Source organism: Variovorax sp. GW823-FHT04F07, assembly GCF_058795995.1.
Genome location: NZ_JBXAIG010000003.1, coordinates 276,010 through 290,498, shown reverse-complemented (window position 1 = coordinate 290,498; position 14,489 = coordinate 276,010). Strand labels below are relative to the sequence as shown.

At 70.1% G+C, this 14,489-nt stretch carries 18 protein-coding genes; 17 read left to right on the top strand and 1 reads right to left on the bottom strand.

Features of this window, described 5'->3' with window-relative positions; translation table 11 throughout:
- Window positions 1–19 precede the first annotated feature (19 nt).
- Genes AC1RAA_RS16690 through AC1RAA_RS16675 form a run of 4 tightly spaced genes read left to right on the top strand, consistent with a single transcriptional unit; the run spans window position 20 to window position 2,465 of the window.
- Window positions 20–886, top strand: coding sequence for a MotA/TolQ/ExbB proton channel family protein (locus AC1RAA_RS16690; RefSeq protein WP_492731184.1), 867 nt, complete (start codon window positions 20–22; stop codon window positions 884–886).
- Window positions 887–917: 31 nt separating this feature from the next.
- Window positions 918–1,346 carry an ExbD/TolR family protein gene (locus AC1RAA_RS16685; RefSeq protein WP_095948763.1) on the top strand — a complete coding sequence of 143 codons (429 nt, stop codon included), beginning with the start codon at window positions 918–920 and terminating at the stop codon, window positions 1,344–1,346.
- 28 nt (window positions 1,347–1,374) lie between these two features.
- The gene (locus tag AC1RAA_RS16680; protein WP_307587139.1) at window positions 1,375–1,812 is read left to right on the top strand and encodes an ExbD/TolR family protein; all 438 of its coding nucleotides are present in this window, start codon (window positions 1,375–1,377) and stop codon (window positions 1,810–1,812) included.
- Window positions 1,809–2,465 (top strand): energy transducer TonB, encoded by a 657-nt coding sequence (locus tag AC1RAA_RS16675; protein WP_307694949.1) that lies wholly within the window; start codon window positions 1,809–1,811, stop codon window positions 2,463–2,465. Before AC1RAA_RS16680 ends, AC1RAA_RS16675 begins: the two co-directional genes overlap by 4 nt.
- 24 nt (window positions 2,466–2,489) lie before the next feature.
- Here the strand turns inward: AC1RAA_RS16675 and AC1RAA_RS16670 are convergent, their stop codons facing one another.
- Window positions 2,490–2,957, bottom strand: a complete 468-nt coding sequence (locus tag AC1RAA_RS16670) for a helix-turn-helix transcriptional regulator (protein ID WP_492731187.1) — start codon at window positions 2,955–2,957, stop codon at window positions 2,490–2,492.
- Between the two features lie 144 nt (window positions 2,958–3,101).
- On the opposite strand from AC1RAA_RS16670, the gene AC1RAA_RS16665 reads away from it, so the two are divergent.
- The 13 genes from AC1RAA_RS16665 to AC1RAA_RS16605 all read left to right on the top strand — a co-directional run bounded on the left by AC1RAA_RS16665 (window position 3,102) and on the right by AC1RAA_RS16605 (window position 14,474).
- Window positions 3,102–4,163: a class I SAM-dependent methyltransferase gene (locus AC1RAA_RS16665; RefSeq protein ID WP_492731189.1), complete on the top strand. Its 1,062-nt coding sequence runs from the start codon at window positions 3,102–3,104 to the stop codon at window positions 4,161–4,163.
- 16 nt (window positions 4,164–4,179) lie between these two features.
- A complete protein-coding gene (locus AC1RAA_RS16660) occupies window positions 4,180–4,401 on the top strand; it encodes a DUF1059 domain-containing protein (protein WP_492731191.1) in 222 nt (73 codons plus the stop codon).
- 82 nt (window positions 4,402–4,483) lie between these two features.
- Window positions 4,484–6,814: a heavy metal translocating P-type ATPase gene (locus AC1RAA_RS16655; protein WP_492731193.1), complete on the top strand. Its 2,331-nt coding sequence runs from the start codon at window positions 4,484–4,486 to the stop codon at window positions 6,812–6,814.
- A 1-nt stretch (window position 6,815) separates the two neighbouring features.
- On the top strand, window positions 6,816–6,953 hold the full coding sequence (ccoS, locus tag AC1RAA_RS16650; RefSeq protein ID WP_095948759.1) for a cbb3-type cytochrome oxidase assembly protein CcoS: 138 nt from the start codon (window positions 6,816–6,818) through the stop codon (window positions 6,951–6,953).
- Between the two features lie 247 nt (window positions 6,954–7,200).
- On the top strand, window positions 7,201–8,643 hold the full coding sequence (ccoN, locus tag AC1RAA_RS16645; protein ID WP_492731195.1) for a cytochrome-c oxidase, cbb3-type subunit I: 1,443 nt from the start codon (window positions 7,201–7,203) through the stop codon (window positions 8,641–8,643).
- An 18-nt stretch (window positions 8,644–8,661) separates the two neighbouring features.
- Complete coding sequence (ccoO, locus tag AC1RAA_RS16640) at window positions 8,662–9,306, top strand: cytochrome-c oxidase, cbb3-type subunit II (RefSeq protein WP_070062091.1); 645 nt, start codon at window positions 8,662–8,664, stop codon at window positions 9,304–9,306.
- Window positions 9,307–9,329: 23 nt separating this feature from the next.
- Window positions 9,330–9,470, top strand: coding sequence for a cbb3-type cytochrome oxidase subunit 3 (locus AC1RAA_RS16635; RefSeq protein ID WP_062481697.1), 141 nt, complete (start codon window positions 9,330–9,332; stop codon window positions 9,468–9,470).
- 13 nt (window positions 9,471–9,483) lie between these two features.
- Window positions 9,484–10,398, top strand: coding sequence for a cytochrome-c oxidase, cbb3-type subunit III (ccoP, locus tag AC1RAA_RS16630; protein ID WP_159273071.1), 915 nt, complete (start codon window positions 9,484–9,486; stop codon window positions 10,396–10,398).
- Window positions 10,395–11,822, top strand: a complete 1,428-nt coding sequence (gene ccoG / locus AC1RAA_RS16625; RefSeq protein ID WP_492731198.1) for a cytochrome c oxidase accessory protein CcoG — start codon at window positions 10,395–10,397, stop codon at window positions 11,820–11,822. Before ccoP ends, ccoG begins: the two co-directional genes overlap by 4 nt.
- 11 nt (window positions 11,823–11,833) lie before the next feature.
- On the top strand, window positions 11,834–12,124 hold the full coding sequence (locus tag AC1RAA_RS16620; protein WP_070062094.1) for a FixH family protein: 291 nt from the start codon (window positions 11,834–11,836) through the stop codon (window positions 12,122–12,124).
- 5 nt (window positions 12,125–12,129) lie between these two features.
- The gene (locus AC1RAA_RS16615) at window positions 12,130–12,363 is read left to right on the top strand and encodes a hypothetical protein (protein ID WP_223301390.1); all 234 of its coding nucleotides are present in this window, start codon (window positions 12,130–12,132) and stop codon (window positions 12,361–12,363) included.
- Complete coding sequence (gene hemN / locus AC1RAA_RS16610) at window positions 12,360–13,766, top strand: oxygen-independent coproporphyrinogen III oxidase (protein ID WP_492731200.1); 1,407 nt, start codon at window positions 12,360–12,362, stop codon at window positions 13,764–13,766. Before AC1RAA_RS16615 ends, hemN begins: the two co-directional genes overlap by 4 nt.
- A gap of 6 nt (window positions 13,767–13,772) precedes the next feature.
- Window positions 13,773–14,474 (top strand): sulfite exporter TauE/SafE family protein, encoded by a 702-nt coding sequence (locus AC1RAA_RS16605; protein ID WP_492731202.1) that lies wholly within the window; start codon window positions 13,773–13,775, stop codon window positions 14,472–14,474.
- The last annotated feature ends 15 nt before the right edge of the window (window positions 14,475–14,489 follow it).

The window sequence follows — 14,489 nt, the reverse complement described above, 5'->3', positions numbered from 1 at the left end:
TTTTCTGGAGAAGACAACGATGACGAAGACATTCCTTGCACGGCTGGCGGCCGTGGCCGCGCCCTTTGTTCTGGCCCTCGGCCTGGGCAGCGCGCCGCAACTCGCGGGCGCCCAGACGCCGGCCGCACCGCAGGCCGCGGCCAGTGCTGCTGCCGCCGCGCCGGCGCCCGTGGCGGTGCCCGAAAAGCCTGCCGCCCCGGTTGCCGCGCCGGCGGCCACCGCCAAGGTCGACAACCCCTACGGCGTGGGCGCGCTCTGGTCGCAGAGCGATGCCGTGGCCAAGGCCGTGCTCGCCATCCTGGCGATCATGTCGATGGGCAGCTGGTACGTGATCGTCACCAAGCTGCTCGAGCAGATGCGCATGGGCCGCCAGGCGCGCGCGGTCGACAACGAGTTCTGGAACGCGGGCACCGTGCAGGCCGGCACCGCGCGGCTGGCCGAGGGCAGCCCGTTCCGCTTCATCGCCGACGCCGGCATGCAGGCCACGCAGAAGCACGACGGCCTGCGCGGCAAGGTCGACTTCGCCGACTTCGTCGACCTGTGCATCCACCGCGCCACCGAGCGCGTGCAGCGGCGCCTGGGCAACGGCATGTCGCTGCTGGCCACCGTGGGTTCCACCGCGCCCTTCGTCGGCCTGTTCGGCACCGTCTGGGGCATCTACCACGCGCTCACCGCCATCGGCGTGGCGGGGCAGGCATCGATCGACAAGGTGGCGGGCCCGGTGGGCGAGGCGCTCATCATGACCGCCATCGGCCTGGCCGTGGCCGTGCCCGCCGTGCTGGGCTACAACTGGCTCCTGCGCCGCAACATCACCGTGATGGACGACGTGCGCGAGTTCAGCGGCGAGCTGCATTCCGTGATCCTGGCCGGCAGCGCCGCGGCCTGACGCGCGCGCACGCACGCAAGCGGACTGCGCCATGGCGATGAACATCCCGGCCTCCGGGGGAGACGAGGAACAGGCCATCGCGGCCATCAACACCACGCCGCTGGTCGACGTGATGCTGGTGCTGCTGATCATCTTCCTCATCACCATCCCGGTGGTCAATTACTCGGTGCCCGTCGCGGTGCCGAAGGAGCGCAACGAGGTGCGCGAGAGCAAGCCCGAGACCGTCGTGATCTCGGTGGACGCCGCCGGCCGCACCTACTGGTACGACACGCCGGTGCGTGACACGCCCGCGCTGGTGGCGCGGCTCACCAAGGTGGCGGCCCTGAACCCGCAGCCCGAGGTGCACATCCGCGGCGACTGGCATTCCGACTACGAGCCGGTGGGCCGGATCATCTACGCCTGCCAGGCGGCCGGGATCGCCAAGGTGGGCTTCATCACCGAGCCGCCCGCGCGCAACTGAGACGAGCAGACAGCGAGACAAGCAAGCCATGCCAAGAAAACAGAAGCAGGGGCGGCGCAGCAGCACGCCTTCCGACGAGCCGATGATGGACATCAACACCACGCCGCTCATCGACGTGATGCTGGTGCTGCTGATCATGCTGATCATCACCATCCCGATCCAGCTGCATTCGGTGAACCTGAACATGCCCACGGGCAACCCGCCGCCCAGCGACCTCAAGCCCGAGGTGCTGCGCATCGACATCGACGCGCTCAGCGTCGTGCAGTGGAACGGCGAACCGCTGGCCGACCGCAGCGAGATGGAACGGCGCTTCGAGCAGGTCGCCGCGCAGGCGGTGCAGCCCGAGGTGCACCTGCGCCCCGACCGCCGCGCCAAGTACGAGGTGGTGGCCGGCGTGATGGCCTCGGCGCAGCGCACGGGCGTGAGCAAGCTGGGCATCGTGGGCGCGGAGCAGTTCATCCCATGAAGCGCTCCCGCAAGGACTTCAACCCGAAATCGCGCTTCGGCCCCGTGGGCATCGCCGTGATGGTGCTGTTCCACGTCGGCGTGGGCTATGCGCTCGTGTCGGGGCTGGCGCGCCAGACGGTCGAGCTGATCAAGAAGCCGATGGACGCGACCATCATCAGCGAGATCAAGCCGCCGCCCCCCCCGCCACCGCCGCCCCCGCCGCCGAAGAAGATCGTGCGCCAGGAAACGCCCAAGGCCCCGCCGCCGCCGCGCCCGGCCTACGTGCCGCCGCCGGCCGTGACACCGCCCGTCACCTCGGCGCCTGCGATCACCGCCGTGCAGAACACCGAGCCCGTGCCGCCGCCGCCGGCCGCTCCGCCGGCGCCCCCCGCGCCGCCGGCCCCGCCGAAGGCGACCACCACCGACATCGCGGTGGCCTGCCCGCGGCAGGTCAAGCCCGAGATGCCGCGCAAGGCGATGGACGAAGGCATCGGCGGCGTGGTCAAGGCCGAGGTGCGCATCAAGGGCGGCCATGTGCAGGAAGTGCGCTTCCTGTCGGGGCCGCGCGTGTACCACTCGGCCGTGCGTGCGGCGGTGATGCGCTACGAATGCCAGACCACGGGCGACGCGGAGGTGCTGGCGACGCAGGAGTTCGTCTTCCGCATCGAATAGGGGGACGGAGCCGATCTGTCTTCTTCAGACAGATCGGCCCATGGCGAGCGCGCGCATCACGGCGGCCGTGCGCGTCTCCACGCCCAGCTTCACGTAGACATGCTCCAGGTGCTTGTGCACGGTGCGGGGGCTGATCGTCAGCAGGGCGGCGATCTCGGCATCGGTCTTGCCCTGCGAGAGCCAGTGCATGACATCGCCCTCGCGCGGCGTGAGGCCGGCAGGCTGCGCATCCGGCAACGGCATCGGGGCGCGGCAGGCCAGCCGGTACAGGAAGGCCACCGCCATCGCATGCTCCAGCCCCACGCGCCGGCAGTAGTCGGCCTGCAGGGCGGCGCGGCGCAATTCGCGCCGGCCCGGTGCCTTGGCGATGCGGCGGGTGGTGCGCGTGGGATGCGCGTCGGCGCTGCGATGCCGCACGGGCACATGGCCGGACTCCAGTTTGTCCAGCAGGCGAAGTGCGCTCGCCCAATCGTTGCGCGACAGGTGCGTCATGGCATGCCCTTTCACGGTGCATACGCATTGCTGCGTATGGCGCCCGCACGCATCGAGAGACAGGATGCTCGCAGGCCCTTTGCCTCGAATTCAGTATAGGCAGGCAGCGGGCGCGCCAGTCGCTTGTCGACGAAGGGGATACACATGGCCATCGACGAAACACGGCTTAACGCGTTCATGGGTAACTTCGTCCACGACATCGGGGCCGTGATGCATGCGGCCACCATCGTCGTGGGCGACCAGCTCGGCCTGTACAAGGCGCTGGCCGAAGGCCCCGCCACCGCGGAGCAGCTGGCCCGCCGCACCGAGACCGACCCGCGCTACCTGCGTGAATGGCTCTCGGCCCAGGCCGCCAGCGGCTACGTCGAGTACGACCCGAAAGGGGAGCTGTTCTCGCTGACCGAGGAACAGGCCTTCGCGCTGGCCGAGGAAGGCAGCCCGGCCTTCGTGCCCGGCGCGTTCCAGATCGCCGTGGCCCAGTTCAAGATCATTCCCAAGATGGTCCAGGCCATGCGCACGGGCCTGGGCATCGGCTGGCACGAGCACGACGCGGCCCTGTTCCATGGCACCGAGCGCTTCTTCCGGCCCGGCTACGCGGCCAACCTGGTGAGCCAGTGGATTCCGGCGCTCGAAGGCATCGAGCCCTTGCTGAAACGCGGCGCGCGCGTGGCCGACGTGGGCTGCGGGCACGGCGCTTCGACGCTGCTGATGGCGCAGGCCTATCCCCAATCCAGCTTCGTCGGCTTCGACTACCACGCGCCGTCGATCGAACGCGCCCGCGAAACCGCGCGCAAGGCCGGCGTCGACGATGAAAAGCGCCTGCGCTTCGAGGTCGCGAGCGCCAAGGATTTCCCCGGCGAAGACTACGACCTGGTCGCCGTCTTCGACTGCCTGCACGACATGGGCGATCCCGTCGGCGCGGCCGCGCACGTGCGGCGCACCCTCAAGCCGCAGGGCACGTGGATGATCGTCGAGCCCTTTGCCAACGACCGGCTGGAGGACAACATCAACCCGGTGGGGCGCGTGTTCTATTCGGCCTCCAGCTTCATCTGCACGCCGGCCTCGCGTTCGCAGGAAGTGGGCCTGTGCCTGGGCGCGCAGGCCGGCGAGGCGCGCCTGCGCGACGTCGTCTCGCAGGGCGGCTTCTCGCATTTCCGCCGAGCCAGCGAGACGCCTTTCAACCTGATCTTCGAAGCACGTCCGTAAGGACAAAGGAGGCGCCATGTCCCGCCAATACATCGACTGCCGCGAGTACCCGAGCACGATGAACTGCAGTGTCGCGCTCTGCGCCGATTCCGAAGGCGAACTGCTCGATGCCGCCGTCCAGCACGCCGTGGCCGTGCACGGCCACACCGACACGCCCGAACTGCGCAAGCAGCTGGCGAGCATGTTCAAGGCCGGCACGCCGCCGGTGGAGCTGGAGTCCGCGAAGACACCCGCCTGAAGGTCCTGCGCGGCCCCGGCCGCCGCAACGAACCTTGATGCAGATCAAACGCTTGCATCGGCCCGGCATTTAGCCTGCCCCGATGCAAGCTTCCGCCGCGCTCGCGCCGTTTCCGTCCGTTCCGTCGTCCGCGGGGGCCGATGCCCGCGCCGACGCCTGGCAGCTGCTCGACGACCCCGCCGAGTGGGCCGCGTTCGGCCGCCCGCTGGAGGCGGGCTCGAGCCGCTGGGAATCGCAGGTGGCGGTCGAGGGCATGCACTGCGCGGGCTGCGCCTTCACCGTCGAGGCCGCGCTGGCGCAGGTGCCCGGCGTGACCGAGGTGCAGGTGAATGCCGCCAGCCGGCGCGCGCGCGTCGTGTGGTCGGCCACGGCCACGCGGCCTTCGCGCTGGTTCGAGGCCAGCGCGCGCGCGGGCTACCCCCTGCTGCCGGCCGGCAGCCGCAGCGCGCGCGAGACGCGCACGCGCGAACTGCGCATGGCGCTGTGGCGCTGGCTGGTCGCGGGCTTTTGCATGATGCAGGTGATGATGTACGCCTACCCGGCCTACGTCGCACGCCCCGGCGACATGACGGCCGATGCGGCGCAGCTGCTGCGCTGGGCCTCGTGGGTGCTCAGCCTGCCCGTGGTGCTGTTCTCGTGCGGGCCCTTCTTTCGCAGCGCCTGGCGCGACCTGCGCATCGGCCGCGTCGGCATGGACCTGCCCGTGACCTTCGGCGTCGTCATCACCTTCGTCGTGAGCACCGCCGCCACCTTCGACCCCACGGGGCCACTGGGGCACGAGGTCTACTTCGACTCGCTGACGATGTTCGTCTTCTTCCTGCTCACCGGCCGCTGGCTCGAGGCGCGGCTGCGCGACCGCACGGCCGGCGCGCTCGAGGCGCTGATGCACCGGCTGCCCGACAGCGTGGAGCGCCTCGGGCCCGACGGCGAATGGACGCGCGTGGCGGTGCGCCGGCTCGCGGCGGGCGACGTGGTGCGCGTGCGTCCCGGCGAGGCCTTTCCGGCCGACGGCACGGTGATCGACGGCGACACCACCGTCGACGAAGCGCTGCTCACCGGCGAGTCGCGCCCCGTGCCGCGCCCCTGCGGCGACCGCGTGCTCGCGGGCAGCCACAACCTCTCGGCCGTGGTGCAGGTGCGCATCGCCTCGGTGGGCGAGGGCACGCGCTTCGCGCAGATCGTGCGGCTCATGGAAAACGCCGCGCTCGACAAACCGCGCCTGGCCCGGCTCGCCGACCGCGTGGCGCGGCCCTTTCTCATCGCGGTGCTGGCTTGCGCGTTCGGCGCGGGCGCGCTGTGGTGGGCGGTCGACCCCGGCAAGGCGCTGATGGTCGCGGTGGCGGTGCTGATCGTCACCTGCCCGTGCGCGTTGTCGCTCGCCACGCCCGCCGCGATGCTCGCGAGCGCGGGCGCTCTGGCGCGCGGCGGCGTGCTCACCTCGAACCTGCAGGCGCTCGAAGCGCTGGCCGGCGTCGACACCGTGGTGTTCGACAAGACCGGCACGCTCACGGGCGACACGCCGCGCCTGGAGCGCGTGTACTGCCGCCAGGGCCTGCGCCCCGGCGATGCGCTGGAGATCGGCGCGGCGCTCGCCGCGCTGTCGCTGCACCCGGCGGCGCGCGCGCTCGTCAACGCCTGGCAGGCGCAGTTCCGCGCGCCGCCGGCCTGGTCGGCGACGCAGCTGCGCGAGACGGTGGGGCAGGGCGTGGCGGCCTCGCTGCACCGGCGCGATGCAGTGGACGACCACGGCGCACGCCCCGTGCGATTGGGCTCGGCGGCCTTCTGCGAGGTGCCGCCGCTGCAGGTCGATGCGGCGCAGATCCACCTGAGCGACGACGAAGGCTGGCTCGCCAGCTTCGTGCTCGCCGAGGAGCTGCGCCCCGACGCCACGCAGGCCGTGGCGGCGCTGCAGGCGCAGGGGCTGTCGGTGCGCCTGCTCTCGGGCGACCGCGAGAACGCGGCGCGTGCCATCGGCGCGCAGGCCGGCATCGCGGCGGTGCAGGGCGACTGCGCACCCGAAGACAAGCTCGAGGTGCTGTGGCAGCTGCAGGCGGCCGGGCGCGAGGTGGCGATGGTCGGCGACGGCCTGAACGACGGCCCGAGCCTGGCGCGCGCCAACGCCTCGTTCGCCTTCGGCCACGCCGTGCCGCTGTCACGCGCACGTGCCGACTTCGTGGTGCTCGGCGATGCGCTGCAGGCCATTCCCGCGGCCGTGGCGCAGGCGCGCCGCACGCTGCGCGTGGTGCGCCAGAACCTGTTCTGGGCCGCGGCCTACAACGCCGTGTGCGTGCCGCTGGCCGTGGCCGGCTGGCTGCCGCCCTGGCTCGCGGGGCTGGGCATGGCGGCAAGCTCATTGCTGGTGGTGCTCAACGCGGCGCGCCTGGCCGCGCCGCGGAAGGCGGCGGTGGCCTGAGATGGACGTTCTGTTCCTGCTCGTGCCGCTGTCGGTGGTGCTCGTTCTGGCGATCCTCGGAGGCCTTTGGTGGGCCATCGAGCGCGGCCAGTTCGAGGACATCGAGGTCGAAGGCGACCGCATCCTGAAGAATGACTAACCCCCAGGCTACGCGCACTTCGTGTCGCTTCGCCAACTCCCTTGCAGGGGGCACACCCTGCGGCCTGGCATAGCCAGTTCCGCGGGTGTTCTGACACGGCCTGCTCCGCGGCCTTCGGCATCGTTCGAGCTCGTGTGCCGCCGTCGATACAAGCCGCAGTGGAGAACGGAGCGGGCTTGATCTGCATCAAGCCTGCCCGGGCGACGCGGGCAGACACTGCCCGCAAATCACATTCACGGGCACCACGATGCAGCAGACCACGCACCCTCCCGCGGCCATCTACGACGACACCGTCGTGCGGCAGTTCGCACTCATGTCGGTGGTCTGGGGGGTGGTCGGCATGCTGGTCGGCGTGATCATCGCCTCGCAGCTGACCTGGCCCGAACTCAACCTCGGCATTCCCTGGCTCAGCTACGGCCGCCTGCGTCCGCTGCACACCAACGCGGTGATCTTCGCCTTCGGCGGCTGCGCGCTCATGGCCACGAGCTTCCACGTCGTGCAGCGCACCTGCCAGGTGCGGCTGTTCGCGCCGGCGCTGGCCTCGTTCGTGTTCTGGGGCTGGCAGCTGGTGATCGTCGCCGCCGCCATCAGCCTGCCGCTGGGCTACACCAGCGGCAAGGAATACGCCGAGCTCGAGTGGCCCATCGACATCCTGATCGCGGTGGTCTGGGTGGCCTGCGCCATCGTGTTCTTCGGCACCATCGGCCTGCGCAAGGTGCGCCACATCTACGTGGCCAACTGGTTCTACGGCGCCTTCATCATCGCGGTGGCACTGCTTCACATCGTCAACAGCGCGGCCATTCCGGCCGGCTGGATGAAGAGCTACTCGGCCTACGCCGGCGTGCAGGACGCGATGGTGCAGTGGTGGTACGGCCACAACGCCGTGGGCTTCTTCCTCACGGCCGGCTTCCTGGGAATGATGTACTACTACATCCCCAAGCAGGCGGGGCGCCCGGTGTATTCGTACCGGCTGTCGATCGTGCACTTCTGGGCGCTGATCTTCACCTACATGTGGGCCGGCCCGCACCACCTGCACTACACCGCGCTGCCCGACTGGACGCAGTCGCTGGGCATGGTGTTCTCGCTCATCCTTCTCGCGCCCAGCTGGGGCGGCATGATCAACGGCGTGATGACGCTCTCGGGCGCCTGGCACAAGCTGCGCACCGACCCGATCCTGCGCTTTCTGATCGTCGCGCTGTCGTTCTACGGCATGTCGACCTTCGAGGGCCCGCTGATGTCGATCAAGACCGTCAACGCCCTGAGCCACTACACCGACTGGACCGTGGGCCACGTGCATTCCGGCGCGCTGGGCTGGGTGGGCTTCATCACCATGGGGTCGCTCTACTACCTGATCCCGCGCATGTACGGCCGCCTCGCCATGTACAGCGTGCGCGCCATCGACGTGCACTTCTGGATGGCCACCATCGGCATCGTGCTGTACATCGCTGCGATGTGGATCGCCGGCGTGATGCAGGGCCTCATGTGGCGCGAGATCAACACCGACGGCACGCTGACCTACACCTTCGTCGAAAGCGTGAAGGCCACCTTCCCCTACTACCTGGTGCGCGTGATCGGCGGCGTGCTCTACCTGGGCGGCATGCTGGTCATGGCCTGGAACGTCTGGATGACCGTGATCACCGGGCGCTCGGTGCGCGCCGAGATCCCGGCCGTTGCCGCCGCCCACGCCTGAAGCCACTGAGGACGCACGATGAACGCACCAGACAACAAGAACTCCGCGCCCGCCGCCACCGGCTTCACGCACGAGAAGGTCGAGACCAACAACCTGCTGATGATCGTGCTGATCCTGCTGGTGGTGGCCATCGGCGGCCTCGTGGAGATCGTGCCGCTGTTCTTCCAGAAGTCGACCACCGAGGCCGTGGAGGGCGTGAAGCCGCTCACGCCGCTGCAGCTGGCCGGCCGCGACGTGTACCTGCGCGAGGGTTGCTACAACTGCCACTCGCAGATGATCCGCCCCTTCCGCTCGGAGACGCTGCGCTACGGCCACTACTCGGTGGCCGGCGAGTTCGTGTACGACCACCCCTTTCAATGGGGCAGCAAGCGCACCGGCCCCGACCTGCACCGCGTGGGCGGCAAGTACAGCGACGAGTGGCACCGCATCCACCTGAACAACCCGCGCGACCTCGTGCCCGAGTCGAACATGCCGGCCTACCCGTGGCTGGAGAAGGGGCTGGTCGACGCCGGCAGCATCGCCACCCGCATGCGCGCGCTGCGCACGGTGGGCGTGCCCTACACCGACGAAGAGATTGCCAAGGCCGCCGACGAGGTCGCCGGCAAGACCGACATGGACGCCACCGTGGCCTACCTGCAGTCGCTGGGCCTGGCGCTCAAGTAAGAAGAAAGAACAGGCAACGCCCCATGACCGACATCACCACCCTGCGCATCGCCGCCACCATCGCCTGCTTCGTCGTCTTCATCGGCATCGTGGCCTGGGCCTGTTCGCGCCGCAACACGCAGCGCTTCGCCGAAGCAGCGCGGTTGCCGTTCGAGCAGGACTGAAGGGAGCCCCACGATGAGCGATTTCATCAACAACTTCTGGTCCAGCTACGTGGCCGTGGCCTCGCTGCTGAGCATCCTGGGCTGCGTGCTGCTCTTGTGGCTCACGGCGCGCAAGCGCGTGCCCTCCGACGCCGACAACACCACCGGCCATGTGTGGGACGAAGACCTGCGCGAAGCCAACAATCCGCTGCCGCTGTGGTGGGTGGGCCTGTTCGTGCTGACCATCGTCTTCTCGCTCGGCTACCTGGCCGTGTTCCCGGGCCTGGGCAGCTTCCGCGGCACGAACGACTGGAGCTCGCGCGCCGAGTACCAGCAGGACGTGGCCAAGGCCACGCAGGCACTGGCGCCGGTGTACGCGCGCTACGCGCCCATGCCCCTGGAGGAGGTCGCGCGCGACCCGCAGGCCCGCGCCATCGGCGAGCGCCTGTTCATGAACAACTGCGCGCAGTGCCACGGTTCCGACGCGCGCGGCAGCAAGGGCTTTCCCAACCTCACCGACGCCGACTGGCTGCACGGCGGCACGCCCGACAAGATCGTCGAGTCGATCACCAAGGGCCGCATCGGCACCATGCCGCCGGCCGCCGCGATGGTCGGCACGCCCGACGACGTGAAGAACGTCGCCAACTACGTGCTGAGCCTGTCGGGCGAGCCGCACGACTCGCTGCGCGCGGGCCTGGGCAAGCCCAAGTTCGCCGCCTGCGCGGCCTGCCACGGCATCGGCGGCGTGGGCAACCCGGCGCTGGGCGCCCCGCGCCTGAACGACCGCATCTGGCTGCACGGCTACGGCGAGGCCGCCATCGTGCAGATCATCAACGAGGGCAAGCACAGCGCCATGCCCGCGCAGGAAGGCCGCCTGACCGAGGCCCAGATCAAGCTGCTGGCCTCCTACGTGTGGGGCATGTCCAACCCTGCGACCGGGACGCCATGACGCGAAAGACGGTCATCCCGATCGTCAGTGCGCCGCCCGCCGCCGCGCCGGAGGTCGGCCTGTACGAGGCGACGAAGAAGATCTACCCGCGCAGCGTGCAGGGCCTGTTCGCGCGCTGGCGCTGGGCCATGGTCTTTCTCACGCAGCTGGTGTTCTACGGCATGCCCTGGGTCGAATGGGGCGAGCGGCAGATGGTGCTGTTCGACCTGGCCGCGCGGCGCTTCTACATCTTCGGGCTGGTGCTGTATCCGCAGGACCTGATCTACCTGTCGGGCCTGCTGGTGATCAGCGCGCTCTCCCTCTTTCTCTTCACGGCCGTGGCCGGGCGCCTGTGGTGCGGCTATGCCTGCCCGCAGACCGTCTACACCGAGATGTTCTTGTGGGTGGAGCAGCGCATCGAAGGCAACCGCAGCGCGCGCATCCGGCTCGATGCCGGCGCGTTCTCGCTCGAGAAGCTGGTGAAGAAGGCCTTCAAGCACCTCGTCTGGATCGGCATCGCGCTGTGGACCGGCTTCACCTTCGTGGGCTACTTCACGCCCATCCGCGAGCTGGGCATGGCCTTCCTGCAGACGCAGATGGGCTCGTGGGAAGTGTTCTGGGTGTTCTTCTACGGCTTTGCCACGTACGGCAACGCCGGCTTCATGCGCGAGCAGGTGTGCAAGTACATGTGCCCCTACGCGCGCTTCCAGAGCGCGATGTTCGACCGCGACACGCTCATCGTCAGCTACGACCCGGGGCGCGGCGAGCCGCGCGCACCGCGCCGCAAGAACGTCGACCCGCGCAGCGCCGCCTTGGGCGACTGCATCGACTGCAGCCTGTGCGTGCAGGTGTGCCCCACCGGCATCGACATCCGCCAGGGCCTGCAGTACGAGTGCATCGGCTGCGGCCTGTGCGTGGACGCCTGCGACAGCGTGATGGACAAGATGGGCTACGCGCCGCGCCTCATCCGCTACGACACGCAGAACGGCATGGAGGCCGGCTGGTCGCGCCGCCAGCTGTGGCGCCGCGTGCTGCGACCGCGCGTGCTGGTCTACACCGCGTTGCTCGCGCTGCTGGTGGCGGGCCTGCTCGCCAGCCTGGTCGCGCGCACGCCGCTGAAGGTCGACGTGGTGCGCGACCGCGCCTCGCTGGCCCGCATCGTCGAGGGCGGGCGGCTGGAGAACGTCTACCGGCTGCAGATCATGAACGCGACCGAGCGCACGCAGCACTACCGCATCGCCGCGCGCGGCATCGACGGGTTGAGCGTGGCCTCGCCCGACGAGGCCATCGAGGTCGAGCCCGCGCAGGCGCGCTGGGTGGCGGTGCGGCTGCAGGTGCCTTATGGCGCCGCGCCGGCCGGTTCGCACACGGTGCACTTCGACATCCGGCAGGCGGATGGCGCGGCGCAGGTTTCCGAAAAAGCGGTCTTCCTGGTGCCGCGCTGAAAGGTCTTCCCATGAACGATGCCCTGCCGATGAACGCGCCCGCGACCTCCGGCCCCTGGTGGCGCTACCCGCTGGTCTGGCTGGTGATCGCGGGGCCCGCCGCCGTGGTGCTGGCCAGCATCGCGACCGTGTGGCTGGCGCTGCGCACGCCCGAGGTGCTGGTGTCGGAGGACTACTACCGCGAAGGCATCGAGATCAACCGCACGCTGGCCGACAAGAAGCGCATGCCGGCGCAGGCCGGGCGCAACCACGCGGCCACGCCCGAGGACGATGTGCCGGTGCCCCGGAGGGGCGCGCAGTGAGTGCCATGCGCCGCATCGCCGGCATCCTGTGGCCGTCGTTCCTCGTGGCCTGCGGCATGGAGGTGCTGGTGTTCGCGATGATCGATCCGATCCACTCGTACTGCGGCGCCGATGCGCTGCGCATGTCGCGCCAGGGCATCTACACCGTGTCCTTCTTCGTGTTCTGGCTGATGGCGGCGGCCTCGAGCGCGTGCACCACGCTGCTGGCGCTGCCGTCCGAGAAAGAGACTGCTTCATGAGCCTGCCCCTGGCCTGCGTTCCCGAGACCCCGTCCGTGCTGCCCGTCGAGCTGCTGCGCCGCTTCGACGTGCCCGGCCCGCGCTACACCTCGTACCCGACGGCCGACCGTTTCGTCGAGACCTTCGGCGCTGGCGACTACGCGCAGGCGCTGCACCTGCGGCGCGATGCGGATGCGGCCGGCGAGCCGTTGTCGCTGTACGTGCACATCCCGTTCTGCGAATCGCTGTGCTACTACTGCGCCTGCAACAAGGTCGTCACCAAGCACCGCGAGCGCGGGCGGCAGTACCTCGACTACCTGGCGCGCGAAGTGGCGCTGCAGGTCGCGCAGCTCGGGCCCGGTGCGCCGGTCGGCCAGCTGCACCTGGGCGGCGGCACGCCGACCTTTCTCGACGACGAAGAACTGGGCGAACTGGTGGCCCTGCTGCGCCGCGCGTTCGCCTTCGTGCCGGGCGGCGAGCAGTCGATCGAGATCGATCCGCGCACGGTCGATGCGAAGCGCCTCGGGGCGCTGGCCGCGCTCGGCTTCAACCGCCTGAGCTTCGGCGTGCAGGACTTCGACCCCGCCGTGCAAGAGGCCGTGCACCGCATCCAGCCGGCGGCGCAGGTCTTCGCGCTGATGGATGCGGCGCGCACGCTGGGTTTCAAATCGATCAACGTCGACCTGATCTACGGCCTGCCGCGCCAGAACGATGCCTCGTTCGAGCGCACGCTCGCGCAGATCCGCGAGCTGCGGCCCGACCGCATTGCGCTGTATGCCTACGCCCACCTGCCGGAGCGCTTCAAGCCGCAGCGGCGCATCGCGGCCGACGAGCTGCCCGACGCCCCCACGCGCGTGCGCATGCTCGGTCGCGCGATCGCGGCGCTCACCGAGGCCGGCTACGTCTACATCGGCATGGACCACTTCGCGCTGCCCGACGATCCGCTGGCCGTGGCCAAGCGCGAAGGCCGGCTGCACCGCGACTTCCAGGGCTACAGCACGCAGCCCGACGGCGACCTCGTCGCGCTCGGCGTGTCGGCCATCGGCCGCGTGGGCGCCACCTACAGCCAGAACGCGAAGACGCTGGAGGACTACTACGCGCTGCTCGACCAGGGCCGCCTGCCCGTGCTCAAGGGGCTCGCGCTGTCGGACGACGACGTGCTGCGCCGCGAGGTCATCATGGCGCTGATGTGCCGGGGCCGCGTGGACTTCGACGCCGTCGAGGCCGCGCACGGCATCGCCTTCGCGGATTACTTCGCCCCCGAGCGTGCCGCGCTGGTGCCGATGGCCGAGCAGGGGCTGGTGCGTCTGTCGCCGCGCGCCATCGAAGTCACGGAAGCCGGCTGGTTCCTCGTGCGCGCCGTGGCGATGGTGTTCGACCGCTACTGCGCTGCGACGCGCACGCGCTTTTCGCGCGTGGTTTAGGAAGGCATGAGTTCTCCCGCACTCGCCGGCGCCGCATTGCTGATGGGGCTCGCGGGCGGGCCGCACTGCGTAGCGATGTGCGGCGCGGTGTCGTCCGCGGTGATCCGCATCGTGCCGGCGGGCGGGCCCTCGCAGGCCGTGCATCCCATGGCACCGGCCGCCTTCCATCTCGGCCGCATGGCGAGCTACGCAGCCGCCGGCGCCATCGCCGCCGCGAGCCTGCACGGCCTGGGCGCGGCCAGCGCGCAGGTCGCGGCCTGGCGTCCGCTGTGGGTGATGCTGCATGTGTTCGTGCTCGCCTGGGGCGTGGTGCTCGCCGTCGCGGGCCGCCAGCCGCTGTGGGCGCAGCGTGCCGGGCGCGCGTTCGAAGCGCGGCTGCGGCCGATGGCCGGCGGCTCGCTGCTGGGCGTGCTGGCCACGGGCACGCTCTGGGTCGCCATGCCCTGCGGCTTGCTCTATTCGGCGCTCATGCTGGCCGCGCTGGGCAACGGGCCGATGCAGGGCGCCTCGACGATGGCGCTGTTCGCGCTGGGCAGCAGCGTGTCGCTGCTCGCCGCGCCGTGGCTGTGGCAGCGCTTGCGCGGGTGGGGCGACAGCGGCACGCGCCAGGCCTGGGGTGCGCGGCTGGCCGGTGTGCTGTTGGCAGCTGTGGCGCTGCAGGCGCTGTGGATGGACCTGAGCCACCGCATCGCCGACTGGTGCGGCTGAAGCACAGCCGCGCCA

Coding starts and splice junctions, on each gene's coding strand:
- AC1RAA_RS16690 (WP_492731184.1), top strand. CDS start 20: ATGACGAAGACATTCCTTGCACGGCTGGCGGCCGTGGCCGCGCCCTTT.
- AC1RAA_RS16685 (WP_095948763.1), top strand. CDS start 918: ATGGCGATGAACATCCCGGCCTCCGGGGGAGACGAGGAACAGGCCATC.
- AC1RAA_RS16680 (WP_307587139.1), top strand. CDS start 1,375: ATGCCAAGAAAACAGAAGCAGGGGCGGCGCAGCAGCACGCCTTCCGAC.
- AC1RAA_RS16675 (WP_307694949.1), top strand. CDS start 1,809: ATGAAGCGCTCCCGCAAGGACTTCAACCCGAAATCGCGCTTCGGCCCC.
- AC1RAA_RS16670 (WP_492731187.1), bottom strand. CDS start 2,957: ATGACGCACCTGTCGCGCAACGATTGGGCGAGCGCACTTCGCCTGCTG.
- AC1RAA_RS16665 (WP_492731189.1), top strand. CDS start 3,102: ATGGCCATCGACGAAACACGGCTTAACGCGTTCATGGGTAACTTCGTC.
- AC1RAA_RS16660 (WP_492731191.1), top strand. CDS start 4,180: ATGTCCCGCCAATACATCGACTGCCGCGAGTACCCGAGCACGATGAAC.
- AC1RAA_RS16655 (WP_492731193.1), top strand. CDS start 4,484: ATGCAAGCTTCCGCCGCGCTCGCGCCGTTTCCGTCCGTTCCGTCGTCC.
- ccoS (WP_095948759.1), top strand. CDS start 6,816: ATGGACGTTCTGTTCCTGCTCGTGCCGCTGTCGGTGGTGCTCGTTCTG.
- ccoN (WP_492731195.1), top strand. CDS start 7,201: ATGCAGCAGACCACGCACCCTCCCGCGGCCATCTACGACGACACCGTC.
- ccoO (WP_070062091.1), top strand. CDS start 8,662: ATGAACGCACCAGACAACAAGAACTCCGCGCCCGCCGCCACCGGCTTC.
- AC1RAA_RS16635 (WP_062481697.1), top strand. CDS start 9,330: ATGACCGACATCACCACCCTGCGCATCGCCGCCACCATCGCCTGCTTC.
- ccoP (WP_159273071.1), top strand. CDS start 9,484: ATGAGCGATTTCATCAACAACTTCTGGTCCAGCTACGTGGCCGTGGCC.
- ccoG (WP_492731198.1), top strand. CDS start 10,395: ATGACGCGAAAGACGGTCATCCCGATCGTCAGTGCGCCGCCCGCCGCC.
- AC1RAA_RS16620 (WP_070062094.1), top strand. CDS start 11,834: ATGAACGATGCCCTGCCGATGAACGCGCCCGCGACCTCCGGCCCCTGG.
- AC1RAA_RS16615 (WP_223301390.1), top strand. CDS start 12,130: ATGCGCCGCATCGCCGGCATCCTGTGGCCGTCGTTCCTCGTGGCCTGC.
- hemN (WP_492731200.1), top strand. CDS start 12,360: ATGAGCCTGCCCCTGGCCTGCGTTCCCGAGACCCCGTCCGTGCTGCCC.
- AC1RAA_RS16605 (WP_492731202.1), top strand. CDS start 13,773: ATGAGTTCTCCCGCACTCGCCGGCGCCGCATTGCTGATGGGGCTCGCG.